Below are 15945 nucleotides of genomic sequence, written 5' to 3'. Positions count from 1 at the left end.
CAGTAAAGGCAACGGCCGGGCAACCCCGGCCGCCAACACACCAAGACGACGGGCTTACTTGCCTACATAAATCTGATCGAAGGAGCCGCCATCCTTGAAGTGCGAGGCGAAGGCCTTGTTGGCGCCGCCGAACACCTCGTCCACCGTGAACGTCTTCACCGTGGGGAAAAAGTGGGCATATTTCTTCAGCAACTCGGCATCGCGGGGACGCAGGTAGTTCTGCGCGGCATTCTCCTGGCCTTCCTTGGACCACAGGTATTCAAGGTAAGCCGTCGCCTGCTTGCGCGTCCCCTTCTTGTCCACCACCTTCTCGACGACGGCGACCGGGAACTCGGTCTGCATCGTCAGGCTGGGATAGACGACCTCGAAATTGCCCTTGCCGAATTCCTTGGCGATCATTTCAGCCTCGGATTCGAAAGTCACCAGCACATCGCCCAAGCCGCGCTGCATGAAAGTCGTCGTTGCATCGCGCCCGCCGGCGGCGAACAGCGGGGCATTCTTCAGCAGTTTGCCAACGAACTCCTGCGCCTTGGCATCGCTGCCGCCCGGTTGCTTCAGCGCCCAGGCCCAGGCCGACAGATAGGTGTTGCGACCGTTCCCGGTATTCTTCGGGTGCGGCAGGATGACCTCGATGCCGGGAGCGGCAATGTCCGGCCAGTCCTTGAGCGCCTTCGGGTTGCCCTTGCGGACAATGAACACCATCGCCGACGTATAGGGCGAGGCATTGTTCGGGAATTTCTTCGTCCAGTCCTTGGCGACAAGGCCCTTGTCAGCCAGGAACTCGATGTCGTTGGCCTGGTTCATGGTCACCACATCGGCCTCCAGGCCGTCGGCCACCGCACGCACCTGCTTGGACGAGCCGCCATGCGACTGCTTCAGTTCCAGGCTTTCGCCGGTCTTGGATTTCCAATGCTTCTGGAACATCGGGTTGTAATCCTTGTAGACATCGCGGGCGACATCGTAGGAAGCGTTCAGCAGCGTCGCGTCGGCCAGGGCGGCACCGGCGAGCAGGCCGAGCAGAAGGGTGGCAATCGATTTACGAAAATGGGTCATGGTTCACCTCGCTTTGGATAGGCGCCAATTTAGCGAAACCATATATAACCGCAAAGACAATTTTTGAATTTGCTTATTACAAAACAACAAAACCCGGAGCGCTCCGCCCGGCGCCACTATTCGCCACGGATACGAGCGGCTATCATTGGGGATTCTTCAAGCCGCCGACAATCAAGATGCGCGCCACCCTGCCAGCCATTCTCCTGCTCTCCGCCCTGCTCGCCGCCTGTTCCACCAAGGGCACCATTCCGCCGAGCACGCATATTTCGCAAAGCGGCCCACTGCGCGTGCACCCTGGCCTGCTCGGCCAGCCCGTGCCGGCCGAATTGCAGCAGGATGGCCAAATGCTCAAGATGGCATCCACCGCCCCGGTCGAGGCCGACAAGCAGATCAAGATCGACCCGGTCGGCCTGCGCACCCAACGCAGCGTCTACTTCGACCTGAACAACGCCGACATCAAGGCGGATTACGACCCGGCACTGCGCGCCCATGCCCGCTACCTGGCCGAGCATCCCAAAGCCCGCGTGCGCATCGAAGGCAACGCCGACGAACGCGGCAGCGCCGATTACAACCGCAAGCTGGGCCTGAAACGTGCCGAAAACGTGCGCTCGACGTTGGTTTCCCACGGTGCCGGCGAAAAGCAGGTGACGGTCAAGACCCTGGGCGAGGCAAAGCCGAAGCTGACCGGCCACGATGAAAGCTCGTGGGCGGAGAACCGCCGGGCCGACGTGGTTTACGAAATCGAGAACTGACCCGCCGTTGCGGCGGGCCGCCCGGACCGCCGCTCAATTGTCGAAGTGGTAATACCGCTGGTTCAGCCAGGCGGCGACGCTGCCCTCCTCTTCGGGGAACCAGCCGGCGCCGACCTGGGCATTGCAAGCCGACACCCGCTGCAGCAACTCCAGCTTGTTGGACAGCATCCGGCCGTCACGTGAATACATCTTGCTCCCGTCGCCGCCGTACATCCGGACATGGCAGCTGACGCAACCCTTCTGGTGCAGCTCGGGTGCCGCCTTCAGGTCGACCTTGCCCCACGGGGCCTCGGCGATGGCCGCGAAAGGGGCCAGAAGCAGCCAGGAAAACGTGCGAAAGATGGTCATGGCGTCTCCTCGGGCGCGATGTCGTTGTTCAGAAACTGGCCGCCTCGGCTTCCAGATAGGCAAGACTGACATACTTGCCGATATTCGTCTCGAATCCCCGCGTTTCCCGGGCGCGCGAGGCAACCCGCGGGTCGCGCAGGACCAGTTCCTTGGCCGCTTCGAGCGGCAGACCCTCCTTGACCGCCTGTTCGCAAGGCCGGTAGATGCCTTCGAACAGAGCCTTGTTCCAGGCCAGCACGCCGGCTCCGGGCTCGCCGTGTCCCGGCAGCCAGATCCGGCTGGCCACCTCACGCTCGAGCTGCCCGTAAGCCTTGAAGGTACCCAAGAAAGAGCCATCGTCCATGTTGGCAATGCGCCGGTCCATGGCTACATCGCCGACGCAGGTCAGTTTGTCTTCAACCACTTCGACGCACAGGTCGTACGGCGTGTGGGCCGTGCCGTAGTGATGCATGCGCAGCGTCACATCGCCGTAACGCAGCTCGGCGCCGTTCTCCAGCGGGAGGCGCGGCGGAACCACCCGTGTTCCCATCGTTGCCTGATTCGTCCATTGCTCTAGCAGGGTCCGCCACATCTTGCCCTGAACACCCTCGATTTCGCGTATCGTCCCCGGATGGGCATAGATCGGCAGGTCGTTGCCGTAGGCTTCGACAAAGGCGTGGTTCCCCAGCCAATGATCGCCGTGATAGTGCGTATTGATGACCGCCACCACCGGTTTCTTCCATTGCGTCCCGAGTTGGCGGATGGCCATTTCGCCGATCTGCACGGAAGCACCGGAATCGATGACCACCAAGCCCTTGGCGGTATCCACGAAGGTCAGGTTGCACATCATGCCCTGATTTTCCGGCGTCGGAAAACCGTCTGGCGAGAAGATCATCCAGACGTGCGGCGATAGCTGACGCAGGGGATGATCGCGCACGGCCGGCCCGCGTACGAAATCGTCCACCTCCCGGGCCAAGGCGCCAATGCCCCGCCACGGCGCAAATTCAGCCGCCAGCAAACCGGATAACGCAGTAGCCGCCCTGATGAAACCGCGACGTTCCATGAATGTCTCCTCTTCAAGCTTTGCCGCCCCTCTGGCGGCAAAGCAAAATACCGTTGCCGGCGGGACAGTGCGCCCTTGTTTGAAAGGCAAGTGTAAGCTAATTATTATTTGATAATATATTTACAATCATCATCTCGGGGAATATTTTGGGAACCTTCATTTGCCGCCTGCTGGGAGCAGGCCTGCTCGGCATTTGCCTGAGCGCTCCAGTCTTTGCCAATGACCAGGCACGCGCCGAGGAAATCGTCAGCGGCCGCTGCTTTCTGTGCCACGGCATGAACGGTGAATCGGCCAGCGCCGTGTTTCCTCGCCTGGCTGGGCAGCACGCCGAATACATCGCCCGGCAGCTGGCCGACTTCAAATCCGGCAAGCGCACCAGCGATACGATGAAACCCCAGGCTGAAGAATTGACGCCGGGCGAAATGAAGGCGCTCGGTGCCTTTTTCCAGAGCAAGGTGGTCGGCCCCCGCCCGGCTCGGGACAAGGAACTGCTGGCTGTCGGCAAGTACATCTTTGACCGCGGCAACCAGTTCAGCGGCCTGCCCGCCTGCGGCAGCTGCCACGGCGCCAAGGGGCTGGGCACCCCCCAGCTCCCCCGCCTGGCCGGCCAGCACCCGCGCTACATCGAGGACCAGCTCAAGCAGTTCAACAAACGGGAGCGGACCAACGACAACGCGATCATGCACACCATCGCATCCAAGCTGAGCGAACTGGAAACGCACGCCGTCGCCGAATACATCGCAACGCTGGACTAATCTTCGTCAGGCTCCATGCAAAAGGCCGCCAACTGGCGGCCTTTTGACTGCTGCGCAAGCTGCATCGGCATCACCGACACAGGTCCGCAAACGATTACGAGCGTCGATACAGCTCAAACCCGGAAATCACCGCTTCCAGCTGGCGAGAGGTCAGCAGCAACTCATCGGTCGCCTGTCGCGCCGAGCGAGCAGAACCGGCGTTCTGTTCTATCAGGTCGGTAATCTGCTGCATGCTGGCTGCCACTTCTTCGCTGGCAACGCCTTGCTGGCGTGCCGCATCGGAAATCTGACCGGCCATCTGCGATACGGTCGTCGAAGACTGCGTAATCCCCTCCAGCCCGGCCACGCTGTCGCGCAGCTTGGCAATGCCGTTCTCGACTTCGTTCGCGGCCAGGTCCATGCTCGACACCGCCTGCGCGGTAACGCTCTGGATTTCGTTCACCGTCGCGTTGATGTCGGCCGTCGAGGCCGTCGTCCGCTCGGCCAGCTTGCGAACCTCGTCGGCGACGACGGCAAAGCCCCGCCCCTGCTCCCCGGCGCGTGCCGCCTCGATGGCGGCATTCAGGGCCAGGAGATTGGTCTGGTTCGCTATATCGGCAATGACCCCGGTGATATCGCCGATCTTCGCAATCGACAAATTCAACTGGGCGATGGTCTGGTTCGAACGCGTCACCGCCTCGACGACGCGAGAGGTGGCCTCCATGCTCTCGCCGATGTTGGCGTTGCTGGCCACCACCTGAGATTGCGAATCGCGTGCTGCCGAGGCCGTATCGGCAGCATTGGCCGCAACCTCCTGGACCGACTGGCTGAACTCCTCGGTAGCCGCGGCAACGCCTTCGACACTGGCCTGCTGCTGCTCCGACTGCGCCGAGACGTTGCGCATCTGCACTTCAAGCTGGTGACTGCGCTGCTCGATCGCCCGCGAGGCCATGCTGATCTCGTCCAGTATCGCCCTGAGGGTTCCCTGCATGGTGGCCAGGTTGCACATCAGCCGCCCCGCTTCATCCCGTCCCGAAATATCGATTTCCTCGGTGAGCTTGCCTTCAGCAATGCTCTCAAAATAAGAAATGGCCCTGCGCAATGGATTGACGATGGCCGAGACCAGCAGCCCACCGCCGATCAAGGCAATCGCGGCCGCAAGAACGAGCAACCCGATGCTGAGATTGCGCACCGATTCGTAATGCACCTTCGCCTCGCCATGACGCGCCTCGGCATCGCTGGCCAATTGCTGTACCAACGCATCTCCCTCACGCTTGAGGTCGGCATAGAGCGGATTGATCTTGAGCAACAGAACGGAATTGGCTTCGGAGTACTTTCCCTCCTTCAGCAAACCGCGCGCGACACTGACGCCCTCGCTCGAGAAACGTTCGCGCGCTTTACCGAAGCTCTCGAGCAGCGCTTTGTCACGTTCGCTCAACGGGAGTTTTTTCAGCGCATCCAGTTCCGCATTGATCGCCTCGCGATTCTTCAGGGTATTTTCAATATGCAGGTCGAGCGGGTGATCGTGCAATTTGGAATTCGGATTGGCCGTGTCGTGCTGCAACCCCAACATGATCTGCGAGCGGTTATCGGCCAGCAGGTAAAGCATCTTGTTGATGCTGTTCGACGGCAACAGATTCTCTCGATAGACCACATTCAAGTCATTATTCGATATGGCCAGACTGCGCAGACCGACAAAGCCCACGATGCCCATCAACACGAGCAGAACCCCCAGAGCCGCCCACAAGCGCTGACCGATCGCCAGGCTGCGCCGGCCGGTTGCCGGCAGCTTTCCCGACACACCGGTCTTGCTGTAGAGCGCTTCGGCAGCGGCTTTTTTCTCGGCCGACAACGGCGTGCGAACCGACATGTAGCCGTTAGTCTGGCCGTTTTTCTTGAGTGGCACGACGAAAGCCTCCACCCAATAGAAATCGCCATTTTTACAACGGTTCTTGACCGCTCCACGCCACGGCAACCCTGATTTCACCGTCCGCCACAAATCCTCGAAAGCAGCCTGCGGCATGTCCGGATGGCGGACGACGTTGTGGCTGCTGCCGATCAGCTCGCTGCGCGTAAAACCGCTGATCTCGACGAAACCATCGTTGACATGCGTGATGACGCCTTTCAAATCCGTTCTGGAAACCAGATATTGGTCGGGAGGAAAGGGGATTTCCCGCTGAGTCACAGGCTGATTATTTTTCATCGCTCTCTCACAAAAGCAGGATCACAAAAATTCAAAAAATGATTCTACTAACCGAACCCGAATGTAAGCAACGCCTGCCTACAAATCTTTAAAAATCGACCAATTCAAACATCCATCCTGCCGTATGAACGAGGGCTCCCCGCAGCAATGAGCGCTTGAAAATAAAAGAGGCCGCAATGGCGGCCTCTTTTTCTTGCGAGCGACCTGTAAGTGCTCAGGCCAGCATGTCGGCCCAGATATTCTGGGCCCAACCCAGCGCGACCTTGCCTTCCAGCTCGTTACGCGCCGCCGACACGCCGCCGGCCCCCTTGACCGGCTGCACGGTCTTGGTTGCGGCATCGTACTGGTGGACGGACGAAACGTGGATGACATTCTTGCTATCGACGAAGCTGTAGCAGGTATTCATCACCACCGGTTCCGGGTTGGGTTCCTGGCCGGACAGCATGTTGAGGATCGCGGCGGCGGCCAGTTTGCCGTGCTGGTTGGCCATGTGGCCGGACTTGGGCATGGTCGGCGCCGGGAAGATGGCATCGCCCAGCACATGGATGCCCGGCGTGCTGGTCGACTCCATGCTCAGCCAGTTGATGTCCACCCAGCGGTTGTTGACCAGCTTGATGCCCGACTTGTGCGCAATGTCGCCGGCACGATGCGGCGGAATGATGTTGAGCACGTCGGCCTTGAACTTGTCGAATTCGAGGACAGCGGTGTTGCTGCCGACCTCGACATCCTTGACCTCGCTGTTGTTGCGGTACTCGACAATACCCTTGTAAAGGTCGCTCCAAGCCTTGGTGAACAGTCCCTTCTTGGACATCACGTCCTCGTTGGCATCGAGGATGACGACCTTCGATTTCGGCTTGCTCTGCTTGAAGTAATTGGCCACCAGACAGGCCCGCTCGTACGGTCCCGGCGGGCAGCGATACGGCGCCTTGGGAATGGAGATGGCGTAGACGCCGCCATCCTTCATCGATTCCAGCTGCTTGCGCAGCGCGACGGTCTGCGGACCGGCCTTCCAGGCATGCAGCACCTTGGATTGCGCTTCGGCGCCCTTCAGAGCGGGAATCTCGTCCCACATGAAATCGACGCCCGGCGACAGCACCAGGCGGTCGTAGCTCAGCGCGCTGCCGCCCTTGAGCGACACGGTCCTCTTGGTTGCATCGACGGCGACCACATCGTCCTGGATCACGCGCACGCCCCACTTGTTGCGCAACCCTTCGTAACTGATCGTGATGTCTTCCATCGTCTTCTGGCCACCGATGACCAGGTTGGAAATCGGGCAGGAAATGAAGGTCGGATTGCGTTCGATCAGCGTCACCTGGACACCGCCTTCGCTCCACATGCGCAGGTACTTGGCCACCGTGGCGCCACCGTAGCCGCCGCCGACCACGACGACATGGCCGCTGGCCTTGCCGCCGCCGGCACAGCCGTACAGGGAAGCCATCGCGCCGGCCGCCGCACCGACTTTCAGGAAATCACGTCTTTTCATCAGCATCATGGCGGTCTCCCTTATTTTTGCGCGGCGAAATAGGTGGCGATCAGGTCGAGCTGGGCATCGGTATAGCCCTTGACGATCTGATGCATGATCGAGGCCGGCTTGTCCCCACTCCTGAAATCGGCCAGCTTCTGCAAGGTCTTGTCCTTGGGAATACCGGCCAGCCCATCGATTCCGGAACCCTTGACGGCATTGCCGTTGGTGCCGTGGCAGTTGGCGCAGGTGGCGGCCAGGTTGCGGCCGAGGTTGGGGTCAGCGGCGTGCGCTGCGCTGGCGGACGCCAGCAGACAGGCTGCGGCAAGAGGTACGAACATTTTCATCGGGACATCTCCTTCCTCATCGTGATGTTGTTTGTCATATAGCCGGAGTGCTGTTTTTTGCCGTAACCAGCATCGTACAAAGGTTATGAGCCTTTCGCACAAAAAGCATGCTGCGTCGCAACAATATTAGTAGTTGACTATATAAGTACGCAGTTATACATTGATTCTTGATCGAAATCAAAAGAACAGCATGGACGAAACTTTGCAGGTCTTCGAACAGGTAGCGCATTACTTCGGATTGCTCGCCGACCCGACCCGTTTGCGCATTCTCTCCTGTCTTTGTTCCGAAGAGCGTCCCGTACACGAGGTCGTGGAAAAGATTGGCCTGACGCAAGCCAACATCTCGCGACACTTGAACATCCTGTACCGCGCCGGGGTTGTCGAACGGCGCCGGGACGGAAGTTCGGTTTATTACCGGGTCGTCGATCCCAATTTCGTCGACATCTGCCGGACGGTCAGCATCACGGTGGCAAGCCGCGATCTGGGCGACGAGCTGGGTGTCGGAAAGTGATTAGCAGTAACTGACTCACAGAGTGGAGGGGTGTTTCCAGATGGGTGATATCACACAACAACCGGGGCGTTTGCGGCCCGCTCCGGAGAACTTCCTGTCGGAAGATCAGGTCAAGGCCGTTGGCGCCGGGCGCCGCGACTTCCTGCGCAAGAGCTTCCTGGCCGCCAGCGCCGCCATGGCGGCACCGTTGGCCGCCCGCGCCAGCGAAGGCGATCCGAACATTCTCAACCTGCCGGCCTGGAGCACGTCGCTGGGCCAGCCGGTGGCGACCAACCCGTACGGCATGCCGTCGAAATTCGAAAGCCAGCTGGTCCGCCGCGAATCGCCGGGTCTTGCTCGCGTCGGCGGCGCCTCGGTATCGTTTGCCCCGCTGCAAGGGCTGTTCGGCATCATCACGCCGTCCGGCCTGCACTTCGAGCGCCATCACCAGGGCTGGCAGGATGTCGACCCGACCCGCCACCGCCTGATGATCAACGGCTCGGACGACTCGCTGCTCAAGAAACCCAAGGTCTACACCATGGATGAGCTGATGCGCATGCCCTCGGTATCGCGCATCCACTTCATCGAATGCGGCGCCAACACCGGCCTTGAATGGGGCAACGTCGCCGTGCCGACCGTGCAATACACGCACGGCATGCTGTCCTGCTCGGAATTCACCGGCGTGCCGCTGAAAACCCTGCTGGAGGATTGCGGCGTCGACACCAAGAAGGCCCGTTACGTGCTGGCCGAAGGCGCCGACGGCTCCTCGATGACCCGCACCATCCCGATGGAAATGGTCGAATCCGGCGAAGTCTTCGTCGCCTACGGTCAGAACGGCGAAATGCTGCGTCCGGAAAACGGCTACCCGCTGCGCCTGGTGGTCCCCGGCGTGCAGGGCGTGTCCTGGGTCAAGTGGCTGCGCCGCATCGAAGTCGGCGACCAGCCCTACGCCACCAAGGACGAGGCGGTGCACTACATCGACCTGCTGCCCAACGGCCTGCATCGCCAGTACAGCTCGATCCAGGAGTGCAAGTCCGTCATCACCACGCCGTCGGGCGGCCAGACCCTGGTCGAGAAGGGGTTCTTCAACGTCTCCGGGCTGGCCTGGTCCGGCCGCGGCCGCATCAAGCAGGTGGATGTCTCCTTCGACGGCGGCATCAACTGGCAGAGCGCCCGCCTCGAAGGGCCGATCCAGAACAAGGCGCTGACCCGTTTCAACATCAACTGGGTGTGGGACGGCAAGCCGGCCATCCTGCAGTCGCGCGCCATGGACGAGACCGGCTACGTACAGCCGACATACGGCCAGTTGCGCAAGGTGCGCGGCACCAAGTCGATCTATCACAACAATGCGATCCAGTCCTGGAAAGTCGTCGAAAGCGGGGAGGTCACCAATGTCCAGGTTCTCTAAATCGATACTGGCGGTTGCGCTCGGGATGAGCGTATTCAGCAGCGCATCGGCCGTCGACAACTTCCACGGCGTGGGCCGCCAGGCCACCCCGGCCGAGGTCAAGGCCTGGGACATCGATGTTCGTCCCGACTTCAAGGGCCTGCCCAAGGGCAAGGGTAATGTCGAGCGCGGCAACGAACTGTTCGAAGAGAAATGTGCGTCCTGCCACGGATCCTTCGGCGAGTCCAACGAGGTATTCACGCCGCTGGCCGGCGGCACGACCAAGGACGACATCAAGACCGGCCGCGTCAAGGGCCTGTCCTCGGGCGAACTGCCGCAGCGCACCACCTTCACCAAGGTAGCGACCATTTCGACGGTGTTCGACTACATCCAGCGTGCCATGCCATGGACCGCCCCCAAGTCGCTGAAGCCGGACGAGGTCTACGCGATCCTCGCTTACCTGCTCAACCTGCAGGAAATCGTGCCGGCCGACTTCGAACTGTCGGACAAGAACATCGCCGACGTGCAGAAGCTGCTCCCCAACCGCAACGGCATGACCACCGACCACGGCCTGTGGCCCGGCGCTTCGGCCAAGAAGGGTGGCATCGGCAACGGCGGCGTGCCGGACGTGAAGAACGTGGCCTGCATGAAGAACTGCAAGCCCGAGGTTCAAATCGGTTCGACCCTGCCCGATTACGCCCGCACCGCCCACGGCGAGCTGGCCGACCAGAACCGCAACTTCGGTCCGGTGCGCGGTACCCGCACGCTCGGCCCGGAAGCCGCCAAGAAGGCAGCCGACGCCAGCACGCTGGATCTCGCGACCAAGAGCGGCTGCATGGCTTGCCATGGCGTGAAGAACAAGATCGTCGGTCCCGGCTTCAACGAAGTGGTCGCCCGCTACCAGGGCCAGCCCGATGCCGAATCGCGGCTGATCGCCAAGGTCAAGGCCGGCGGCCAGGGTGTCTGGGGTTCGATCCCGATGCCGCCCAACGCGCACATCAAGGATGACGACCTGAAGACACTGGTCCAGTGGATTCTGGCCGGCTCGAAGTAATTCCAATTTCTACAGAGGAGAAGTCATGAACAATCAACGTCGCACCGTACTCAAATCCGGCTCCGGCGCCGCCCTGCTGGGCATGCTGGCCGCCGCCGGCATCATCACCCCGGGCATGGCCCTGGCCGACTGGAACAAGGCAGCCTTCGACGCCAAGAGCATGGCCGATACGCTGAAAGCCCTAGGCGCCGGTTCTCCGGCCGACAGCAAGGACGTGCAGGTCACCGGCCCGGACATCGCCGAGAACGGCGCCGTGGTGCCGGTTGGCGTCGCCTCCTCACTGCCCAACATCAGCATGGTCGCCATCCTGATCGAGAAAAACCCGAACGCTCTGGCCGCCACCTTCACGCTGCCGGAAGGCACCGAAGCCAACGTCCAGACCCGCGTCAAGATGGGCCAGACCTCGAACATCTACGCCCTGGTCAAGTCGGACGGCAAGTTCTTCATGGCGACCAAGGAAATCAAGGTCACCCTCGGCGGCTGCGGCGGTTAATCGATACGAATTCAAGGAGCAAAACATGGGCAACCCAATGAAAATCCGCGCCGCCAACAAGGACGGCGTTACCGAAGTCAAAGTCCTGGTCAGCCACGAAATGGAAACCGGGCAGCGCAAGGATGCCAACGGCGCCATCGTACCGGCCTGGTTCATCACCGAACTGGTTGCCAAGCATGGCGACAAGACCGTGCTGAGCAGCGAGTTCGGCCCGTCCGTGTCGAAGAATCCCTACCTCGCCTTCAAGTTCAAGGGCGGCGCCAAGGGCGACAAGATCACGGTGAGCTGGAAGGACAACAAGGGCGACAGCCGCTCCGACGAAGCCACCATCGGCTGATCGTCGTTCGAATTGCGGCAGCGAAGCGGCAAAGACCGCCGCTGCCGGCGCAGTACTTACCCCTCTGGAGGAGTAACTCATGTTCCACCGTTTCATCAGAACGCTGGCCAGTGCGGCACTACTCGGCGCTTTCGCCAGCCCTGCCCTGGCGCAGGACAGCAAGGTCGCAGACGAACTGGCCAAGTATCGTGAAGCCCTGGCCGACGGCAACCCGGCCGACCTGCTCGAAGTCAAGGGCGAAGGCCTGTGGTCCGAGAAGCGCGGCCCCAAGAAAGCCTCGCTCGAGCAATGCGACCTCGGCCTCGGCCCGGGCAAGCTCGAAGGCGCCTACGCCAGCCTGCCCAGGTATTTCAAGGACACCGGCAAGGTCATGGATGTCGAGTCACGTCTCGTGCATTGCATGGTGACGCTGCAAGGCTTCACGGTCGCCGAGGCGACCAAAAACTGGTACTCCAGGCCCGGCACCGAATCCGACATCGAAGCCTTGGTGACCTTCATCGGCGCCAAGTCGAACGGCAAGCCGATCAACGTACCGGCAACGCACCCGGAAGAGGCCAAGATGGCCAAGATGGGCGAGTACATCTTTTACCGCCGCTCCGGTCCGCAGGACTTCTCCTGCTCGATCTGCCACGGCCAGGAAGGCAAGCGCATCCGCCTCCAGGAGCTGGGCAATCTGACCACAAAGGATGGCGCCGGCACGGCCATGAAGACCTGGCCGTCCTACCGCGTGTCGCAAGGTGCGGTGTGGACCATGCAGCGTCGCCTGATCGACTGCATGCGTCAGGCTCGCTGGCCCGAGCCGAACTATCTGGCCGATTCGATCATCGCGCTGGAAACCTATCTGCAAAAAACCGCAACCGGCACCGTGATGGAAACGCCGGGCATCAAGCGCTGAACGGGGAGACGACCATGAAACTGAAAACCAGCCTCGTCGCGACGTTCGCCCTGGCCCTGTCGCTTCCGGCATTCGCCCAGAAGGCCGTCGAAGCGCCGGGCGGAAAATTCGTCAAGGAAGCCGAGCAGATGTTCCGCACCTCGTTCCGTGCCGACAATCCGAAATACTGGATGACGCGCCTGGAGCAGGACGACACGATGAAGACCTGCCTGCAATACCGCGACAACCCGCCGCGCCCGATCGGCCAGAAGCTCGAAAGGCAGAACGCCGCAACCATCCGCTACCCGGTGGACGGCAAGCTGATCGGCGACTGGAAGGAAGGCGAGAAGCTCGCTGCGGTCGGCACCGGCGGCCACATCGGCTTCATCCAGCCGGACCCCGCCGGCCGGGTGCGGGGCGGCAACTGCTACGCCTGCCACGAACTGGCCAAGAAGGAAGTCGCCTACGGCACCATTGGCCCGAGCCTGCACCACTTCGGCAAGATTCGCGGCAACGCGGAGGAGATCGTCAAATACGCCTACGACAAGATCTACAACTCCAATGCCTTCACGGCCTGCACCAACATGCCGCGCTTCGGCCTGCACAGCTGGCTGACCCCGGAGCAGATCACCCATATCGTGGCCTTCCTGGTCGATCCGGAATCGCCGGTTAACAAAGATTAACTTGCGTGATTAACCCGACGGCTTCGGTCGTCGGGTCTTTTTGCGCAACGAGAACACAACTCCAAGGAACACAAACATGAGCATGAATCGTCGGGAATTCCTTCAAGTGATGGCCGTCGCCGCCGCCGGCGGCATGTCGCTGCACAGCGATTTCGCCCTGGCCGAAAAAGGTGCCGCCAAGCTGTATGACCTGCCGAAATTCGGCAACGTCAGCCTGCTGCACATCACCGACTGTCATGCCCAGTTGCTGCCCATCTATTTCCGCGAACCCAACGTCAACCTTGGCTTCGGCGACCAATTCGGCAAGGTGCCGCACCTCGTCGGCGACAACCTGCTCAAGCACTTCGGCTTCAAGCCCAACACCATCGAGGCCCACGCCTATACCTACCTGAATTTCGAAAAAGCCGCCCAGACTTACGGCAAGGTCGGCGGCTTCGCCCACCTCGCCACCCTGGTCAAGCGCATGAAAGCCAACCGCCCGGGTGCGTTGCTCCTCGACGGCGGCGACACCTGGCAAGGCTCCGGCACGGCGCTGTGGAGCAACGCCCAGGACATGGTCGATGCCTGCAAGGCGCTCGGCGTCAATGTCATGACCCTGCACTGGGAGTCGACCTACGGCGAGGCGCGCGTCAAGGAAATCGAGGAAAAGGATTTCGCCGGCCACATCGATATCGTCGCCCAGAACGTCAAGACCACCGACTTCGGCGATGCCGTCTTCAAGCCGTTCGTGATGAAAAAGATCAACGGCGTTCCGGTCGCCATCATCGGCCAGGCCTTCCCCTACACACCCATTGCCAACCCGCGCTGGCAGACCCCGAACTGGAGCTTCGGCATCCAGGAAGAGAACATGCAGAAGACCGTCGACGAGGCCCGCGCTGCCGGTGCGCAGGTCGTCGTCGTGCTGTCGCACAACGGCATGGACGTCGATCTCAAGATGGCTTCCCGCGTGCGCGGCATCGACGCCATCCTCGGCGGTCACACCCATGACGGCATGCCCGCCCCCGTCGTCGTCAAGAATGGCGGCGGCCAGACCCTGGTCACCAACGCCGGCTCCAACGGCAAGTACCTCGGCGTCCTCGACTTCGACGTGAAGAACGGCAAGATCGCCGATTTCCGCTACAAGCTGCTGCCGGTCTTCGCCAACCTGCTACCGGCCGACAAGGAAATGCAGGCCCTGATCGACAAGGCCCGCGCGCCCTACCTGCCGAAATTGAACGAACAACTGGCCGTCACCGAAGGAACCCTGTACCGCCGCGGCAACTTCAACGGCACCTTCGACCAGGTCATCCTCGATGCGCTGATGGCCGTCAAGGATGCCGAGATCGCCTTCTCCCCCGGCTTCCGCTGGGGCACCTCGCTGCTGCCCGGCCAGCCCATCCTGATGGAGCATGTGCTCGACCAGACCGCCATCACCTATCCGTGGACCACGGTGACCAACATGAGTGGCGAGATGATCAAGACGGTGCTCGAAGACGTCTGCGACAACCTGTTCAACCCCGATCCGTATTACCAGCAAGGCGGCGACATGGTGCGCGTCGGCGGCCTGCAATGGACCTGCGACCCGACGGCGAAGATGGGCAACCGCATCCAGAACATGATGCTCAAGGGACAGGCGATCGATCCGGCCAAGACTTACAAGGTCGCCGGCTGGGCGCCCGTCTCCGAAGAGGCGAAGAACGCCGGTGCGCCGATCTGGGAAGTCGTTGCCACCTATCTGCGCGACATCAAGACCGTCAAGCCGGTTAAACTCAATCTTCCGACGCTGAAGGGGTCAGCGAACAATCCGGGGATTGCATAAATGATCAAAAAAATCTGCACACCGCTGCTGGCGGCGACCTTGATCGCCCTCTCGGCGGGTGCCTGGGCGGCCGACTGGGCACCGGGCACGGCGACATGGGAACAACTGCCGGAAATCAAGCACAGCAAGCTGGGGCTCTACCTGACGCCGCAACAGGCCTACGACATGAAGAAGAAAGACCCGAAGGGTGTCGCCTTCTTCGATATCCGCACCCGGGCCGAGGCCATGTACGTTGGCTGGCCGGGCGACGCCGACGCCCTGGTACCGTATGTCGAGCACGCTGAAATCATGGGCGAATGGGACGACAAGCGCCACATGTACCAGTTGGAGCCGAACGTCGATTTCGTGGCGGAACTGGATCGCCGCGTGAAGGAGATGGGGCTGGGCAAGGACGCCCCGATCATCCTGATCTGCCGCTCGGGCGACCGCAGCGCCAAAGCCGCCGACCGCCTGCAGATGTCGGGCTACACGCGGGTTTACAGCATCGCGGAAGGTTTCGAGGGAGATGCCGCGAAGGAAGGGCCAAGAGCCGGTCAGCGCATCGTCAATGGCTGGAAGAACAATAACCTGCCCTGGACCTACAAACTCGACAAGAACCGGATGTATTTCCCGAAATAAACCCGGTCCTCAGGCAAAAAAAACCCGGCTGCACGCCGGGATTTTTTTGCCTGAAGCGCTTGCGCTTAAGAGTATTCCAGCGCCTTTTTGCCCGGCATGTGGGCCAGCCACTCGGAGAACGGGATTTCCATGACCTCGGGCACCCGTCTTTCCACCGTCTTGCGGCGGTCGCGCCAGCCATTCGGCGGACCGACTTCCTGTTGGCGGCGATCCGACCCGGAGCGCTTGTCGTTCTTGCAGACCATCTGAGTTCCCGATCCTGTAATTTTC

Annotated in this window: 18 protein-coding genes; 11 read left to right on the top strand and 7 right to left on the bottom strand. The window is 61.3% G+C overall.

Annotation, left to right across the window (positions count from 1 at the left end):
- Window positions 1-54: 54 nt before the first annotated feature.
- Window positions 55-1053, bottom strand: a complete 999-nt coding sequence (locus tag F1002_RS14965; RefSeq protein WP_150429849.1) for a sulfate ABC transporter substrate-binding protein — start codon at window positions 1051-1053, stop codon at window positions 55-57.
- A 176-nt stretch (window positions 1054-1229) separates the two neighbouring features.
- Here F1002_RS14965 and F1002_RS14960 point away from each other — a divergent pair, with 176 nt between their 5' ends.
- Window positions 1230-1805, top strand: coding sequence for an OmpA family protein (locus tag F1002_RS14960; RefSeq protein WP_150429848.1), 576 nt, complete (start codon window positions 1230-1232; stop codon window positions 1803-1805).
- A 33-nt stretch (window positions 1806-1838) separates the two neighbouring features.
- Here the strand turns inward: F1002_RS14960 and F1002_RS14955 are convergent, their stop codons facing one another.
- A complete protein-coding gene (locus F1002_RS14955; RefSeq protein WP_150429847.1) occupies window positions 1839-2153 on the bottom strand; it encodes a cytochrome c in 315 nt (104 codons plus the stop codon).
- A gap of 28 nt (window positions 2154-2181) precedes the next feature.
- Complete coding sequence (locus tag F1002_RS14950) at window positions 2182-3195, bottom strand: MBL fold metallo-hydrolase (RefSeq protein ID WP_150429846.1); 1014 nt, start codon at window positions 3193-3195, stop codon at window positions 2182-2184.
- Window positions 3196-3341: 146 nt separating this feature from the next.
- Between F1002_RS14950 and F1002_RS14945 the strand changes: the two genes are divergently transcribed.
- A complete protein-coding gene (locus tag F1002_RS14945; RefSeq protein ID WP_223879624.1) occupies window positions 3342-3950 on the top strand; it encodes a cytochrome c in 609 nt (202 codons plus the stop codon).
- Window positions 3951-4044: 94 nt separating this feature from the next.
- On the opposite strand, the gene F1002_RS14940 is transcribed toward F1002_RS14945, so the two are convergent.
- The 3 genes from F1002_RS14940 to F1002_RS14930 form a co-directional block, all read right to left on the bottom strand.
- On the bottom strand, window positions 4045-6132 hold the full coding sequence (locus F1002_RS14940; protein WP_150429844.1) for a methyl-accepting chemotaxis protein: 2088 nt from the start codon (window positions 6130-6132) through the stop codon (window positions 4045-4047).
- Window positions 6133-6346: 214 nt separating this feature from the next.
- On the bottom strand, window positions 6347-7624 hold the full coding sequence (locus F1002_RS14935) for an FCSD flavin-binding domain-containing protein (protein ID WP_150429843.1): 1278 nt from the start codon (window positions 7622-7624) through the stop codon (window positions 6347-6349).
- 11 nt (window positions 7625-7635) lie between these two features.
- The gene (locus tag F1002_RS14930; RefSeq protein ID WP_150429842.1) at window positions 7636-7941 is read right to left on the bottom strand and encodes a c-type cytochrome; all 306 of its coding nucleotides are present in this window, start codon (window positions 7939-7941) and stop codon (window positions 7636-7638) included.
- A gap of 190 nt (window positions 7942-8131) precedes the next feature.
- Here F1002_RS14930 and F1002_RS14925 point away from each other — a divergent pair, with 190 nt between their 5' ends.
- From F1002_RS14925 to F1002_RS14885, 9 genes are all read left to right on the top strand, one after another.
- A complete protein-coding gene (locus F1002_RS14925; protein ID WP_150429841.1) occupies window positions 8132-8452 on the top strand; it encodes a helix-turn-helix transcriptional regulator in 321 nt (106 codons plus the stop codon).
- Window positions 8453-8492: 40 nt separating this feature from the next.
- On the top strand, window positions 8493-9839 hold the full coding sequence (gene soxC / locus F1002_RS14920) for a sulfite dehydrogenase (protein WP_150429840.1): 1347 nt from the start codon (window positions 8493-8495) through the stop codon (window positions 9837-9839).
- On the top strand, window positions 9823-10872 hold the full coding sequence (locus F1002_RS14915) for a c-type cytochrome (protein WP_150429839.1): 1050 nt from the start codon (window positions 9823-9825) through the stop codon (window positions 10870-10872). Before soxC ends, F1002_RS14915 begins: the two co-directional genes overlap by 17 nt.
- 25 nt (window positions 10873-10897) lie before the next feature.
- The gene (gene soxY / locus F1002_RS14910) at window positions 10898-11365 is read left to right on the top strand and encodes a thiosulfate oxidation carrier protein SoxY (protein ID WP_150429838.1); all 468 of its coding nucleotides are present in this window, start codon (window positions 10898-10900) and stop codon (window positions 11363-11365) included.
- A gap of 25 nt (window positions 11366-11390) precedes the next feature.
- Entirely contained in the window at window positions 11391-11702 is a 312-nt protein-coding gene (gene soxZ / locus F1002_RS14905; RefSeq protein WP_150429837.1) for a thiosulfate oxidation carrier complex protein SoxZ, read from the top strand.
- 79 nt (window positions 11703-11781) lie between these two features.
- Window positions 11782-12597 carry a sulfur oxidation c-type cytochrome SoxA gene (soxA, locus tag F1002_RS14900; protein WP_150429836.1) on the top strand — a complete coding sequence of 272 codons (816 nt, stop codon included), beginning with the start codon at window positions 11782-11784 and terminating at the stop codon, window positions 12595-12597.
- Window positions 12598-12611: 14 nt separating this feature from the next.
- Complete coding sequence (gene soxX, locus F1002_RS14895; protein ID WP_150429835.1) at window positions 12612-13259, top strand: sulfur oxidation c-type cytochrome SoxX; 648 nt, start codon at window positions 12612-12614, stop codon at window positions 13257-13259.
- 76 nt (window positions 13260-13335) lie between these two features.
- Window positions 13336-15057: a thiosulfohydrolase SoxB gene (soxB, locus tag F1002_RS14890; RefSeq protein ID WP_150429834.1), complete on the top strand. Its 1722-nt coding sequence runs from the start codon at window positions 13336-13338 to the stop codon at window positions 15055-15057.
- Complete coding sequence (locus F1002_RS14885) at window positions 15058-15675, top strand: rhodanese-like domain-containing protein (RefSeq protein ID WP_150429833.1); 618 nt, start codon at window positions 15058-15060, stop codon at window positions 15673-15675.
- 65 nt (window positions 15676-15740) lie between these two features.
- On the opposite strand, the gene F1002_RS14880 is transcribed toward F1002_RS14885, so the two are convergent.
- Window positions 15741-15920: a hypothetical protein gene (locus F1002_RS14880; RefSeq protein WP_150429832.1), complete on the bottom strand. Its 180-nt coding sequence runs from the start codon at window positions 15918-15920 to the stop codon at window positions 15741-15743.
- Window positions 15921-15945: the final 25 nt, after the last annotated feature.

Source organism: Dechloromonas sp. CZR5 (genome assembly GCF_008711155.1).
Classification (GTDB): Bacteria; Pseudomonadota; Gammaproteobacteria; order Burkholderiales; family Rhodocyclaceae; genus Azonexus.
The sequence above is the reverse complement of the archived record's forward strand: the minus strand, read 5'-3'. Positions and strand labels throughout refer to the sequence as shown.

Bases quoted from the DNA above. Each gene is read 5' to 3' on its own strand.
- F1002_RS14940 (WP_150429844.1), bottom strand. From the start codon at position 6,132: ATGAAAAATAATCAGCCTGTGACTCAGCGGGAAATCCCCTTTCCTCCC.
- F1002_RS14935 (WP_150429843.1), bottom strand. From the start codon at position 7,624: ATGATGCTGATGAAAAGACGTGATTTCCTGAAAGTCGGTGCGGCGGCC.
- soxC (WP_150429840.1), top strand. From the start codon at position 8,493: ATGGGTGATATCACACAACAACCGGGGCGTTTGCGGCCCGCTCCGGAG.
- soxZ (WP_150429837.1), top strand. From the start codon at position 11,391: ATGGGCAACCCAATGAAAATCCGCGCCGCCAACAAGGACGGCGTTACC.
- F1002_RS14965 (WP_150429849.1), bottom strand. From the start codon at position 1,053: ATGACCCATTTTCGTAAATCGATTGCCACCCTTCTGCTCGGCCTGCTC.
- F1002_RS14880 (WP_150429832.1), bottom strand. From the start codon at position 15,920: ATGGTCTGCAAGAACGACAAGCGCTCCGGGTCGGATCGCCGCCAACAG.
- F1002_RS14915 (WP_150429839.1), top strand. From the start codon at position 9,823: ATGTCCAGGTTCTCTAAATCGATACTGGCGGTTGCGCTCGGGATGAGC.
- soxA (WP_150429836.1), top strand. From the start codon at position 11,782: ATGTTCCACCGTTTCATCAGAACGCTGGCCAGTGCGGCACTACTCGGC.
- F1002_RS14930 (WP_150429842.1), bottom strand. From the start codon at position 7,941: ATGAAAATGTTCGTACCTCTTGCCGCAGCCTGTCTGCTGGCGTCCGCC.
- F1002_RS14955 (WP_150429847.1), bottom strand. From the start codon at position 2,153: ATGACCATCTTTCGCACGTTTTCCTGGCTGCTTCTGGCCCCTTTCGCG.
- soxY (WP_150429838.1), top strand. From the start codon at position 10,898: ATGAACAATCAACGTCGCACCGTACTCAAATCCGGCTCCGGCGCCGCC.
- F1002_RS14950 (WP_150429846.1), bottom strand. From the start codon at position 3,195: ATGGAACGTCGCGGTTTCATCAGGGCGGCTACTGCGTTATCCGGTTTG.
- soxB (WP_150429834.1), top strand. From the start codon at position 13,336: ATGAGCATGAATCGTCGGGAATTCCTTCAAGTGATGGCCGTCGCCGCC.
- soxX (WP_150429835.1), top strand. From the start codon at position 12,612: ATGAAACTGAAAACCAGCCTCGTCGCGACGTTCGCCCTGGCCCTGTCG.
- F1002_RS14960 (WP_150429848.1), top strand. From the start codon at position 1,230: ATGCGCGCCACCCTGCCAGCCATTCTCCTGCTCTCCGCCCTGCTCGCC.
- F1002_RS14925 (WP_150429841.1), top strand. From the start codon at position 8,132: ATGGACGAAACTTTGCAGGTCTTCGAACAGGTAGCGCATTACTTCGGA.
- F1002_RS14885 (WP_150429833.1), top strand. From the start codon at position 15,058: ATGATCAAAAAAATCTGCACACCGCTGCTGGCGGCGACCTTGATCGCC.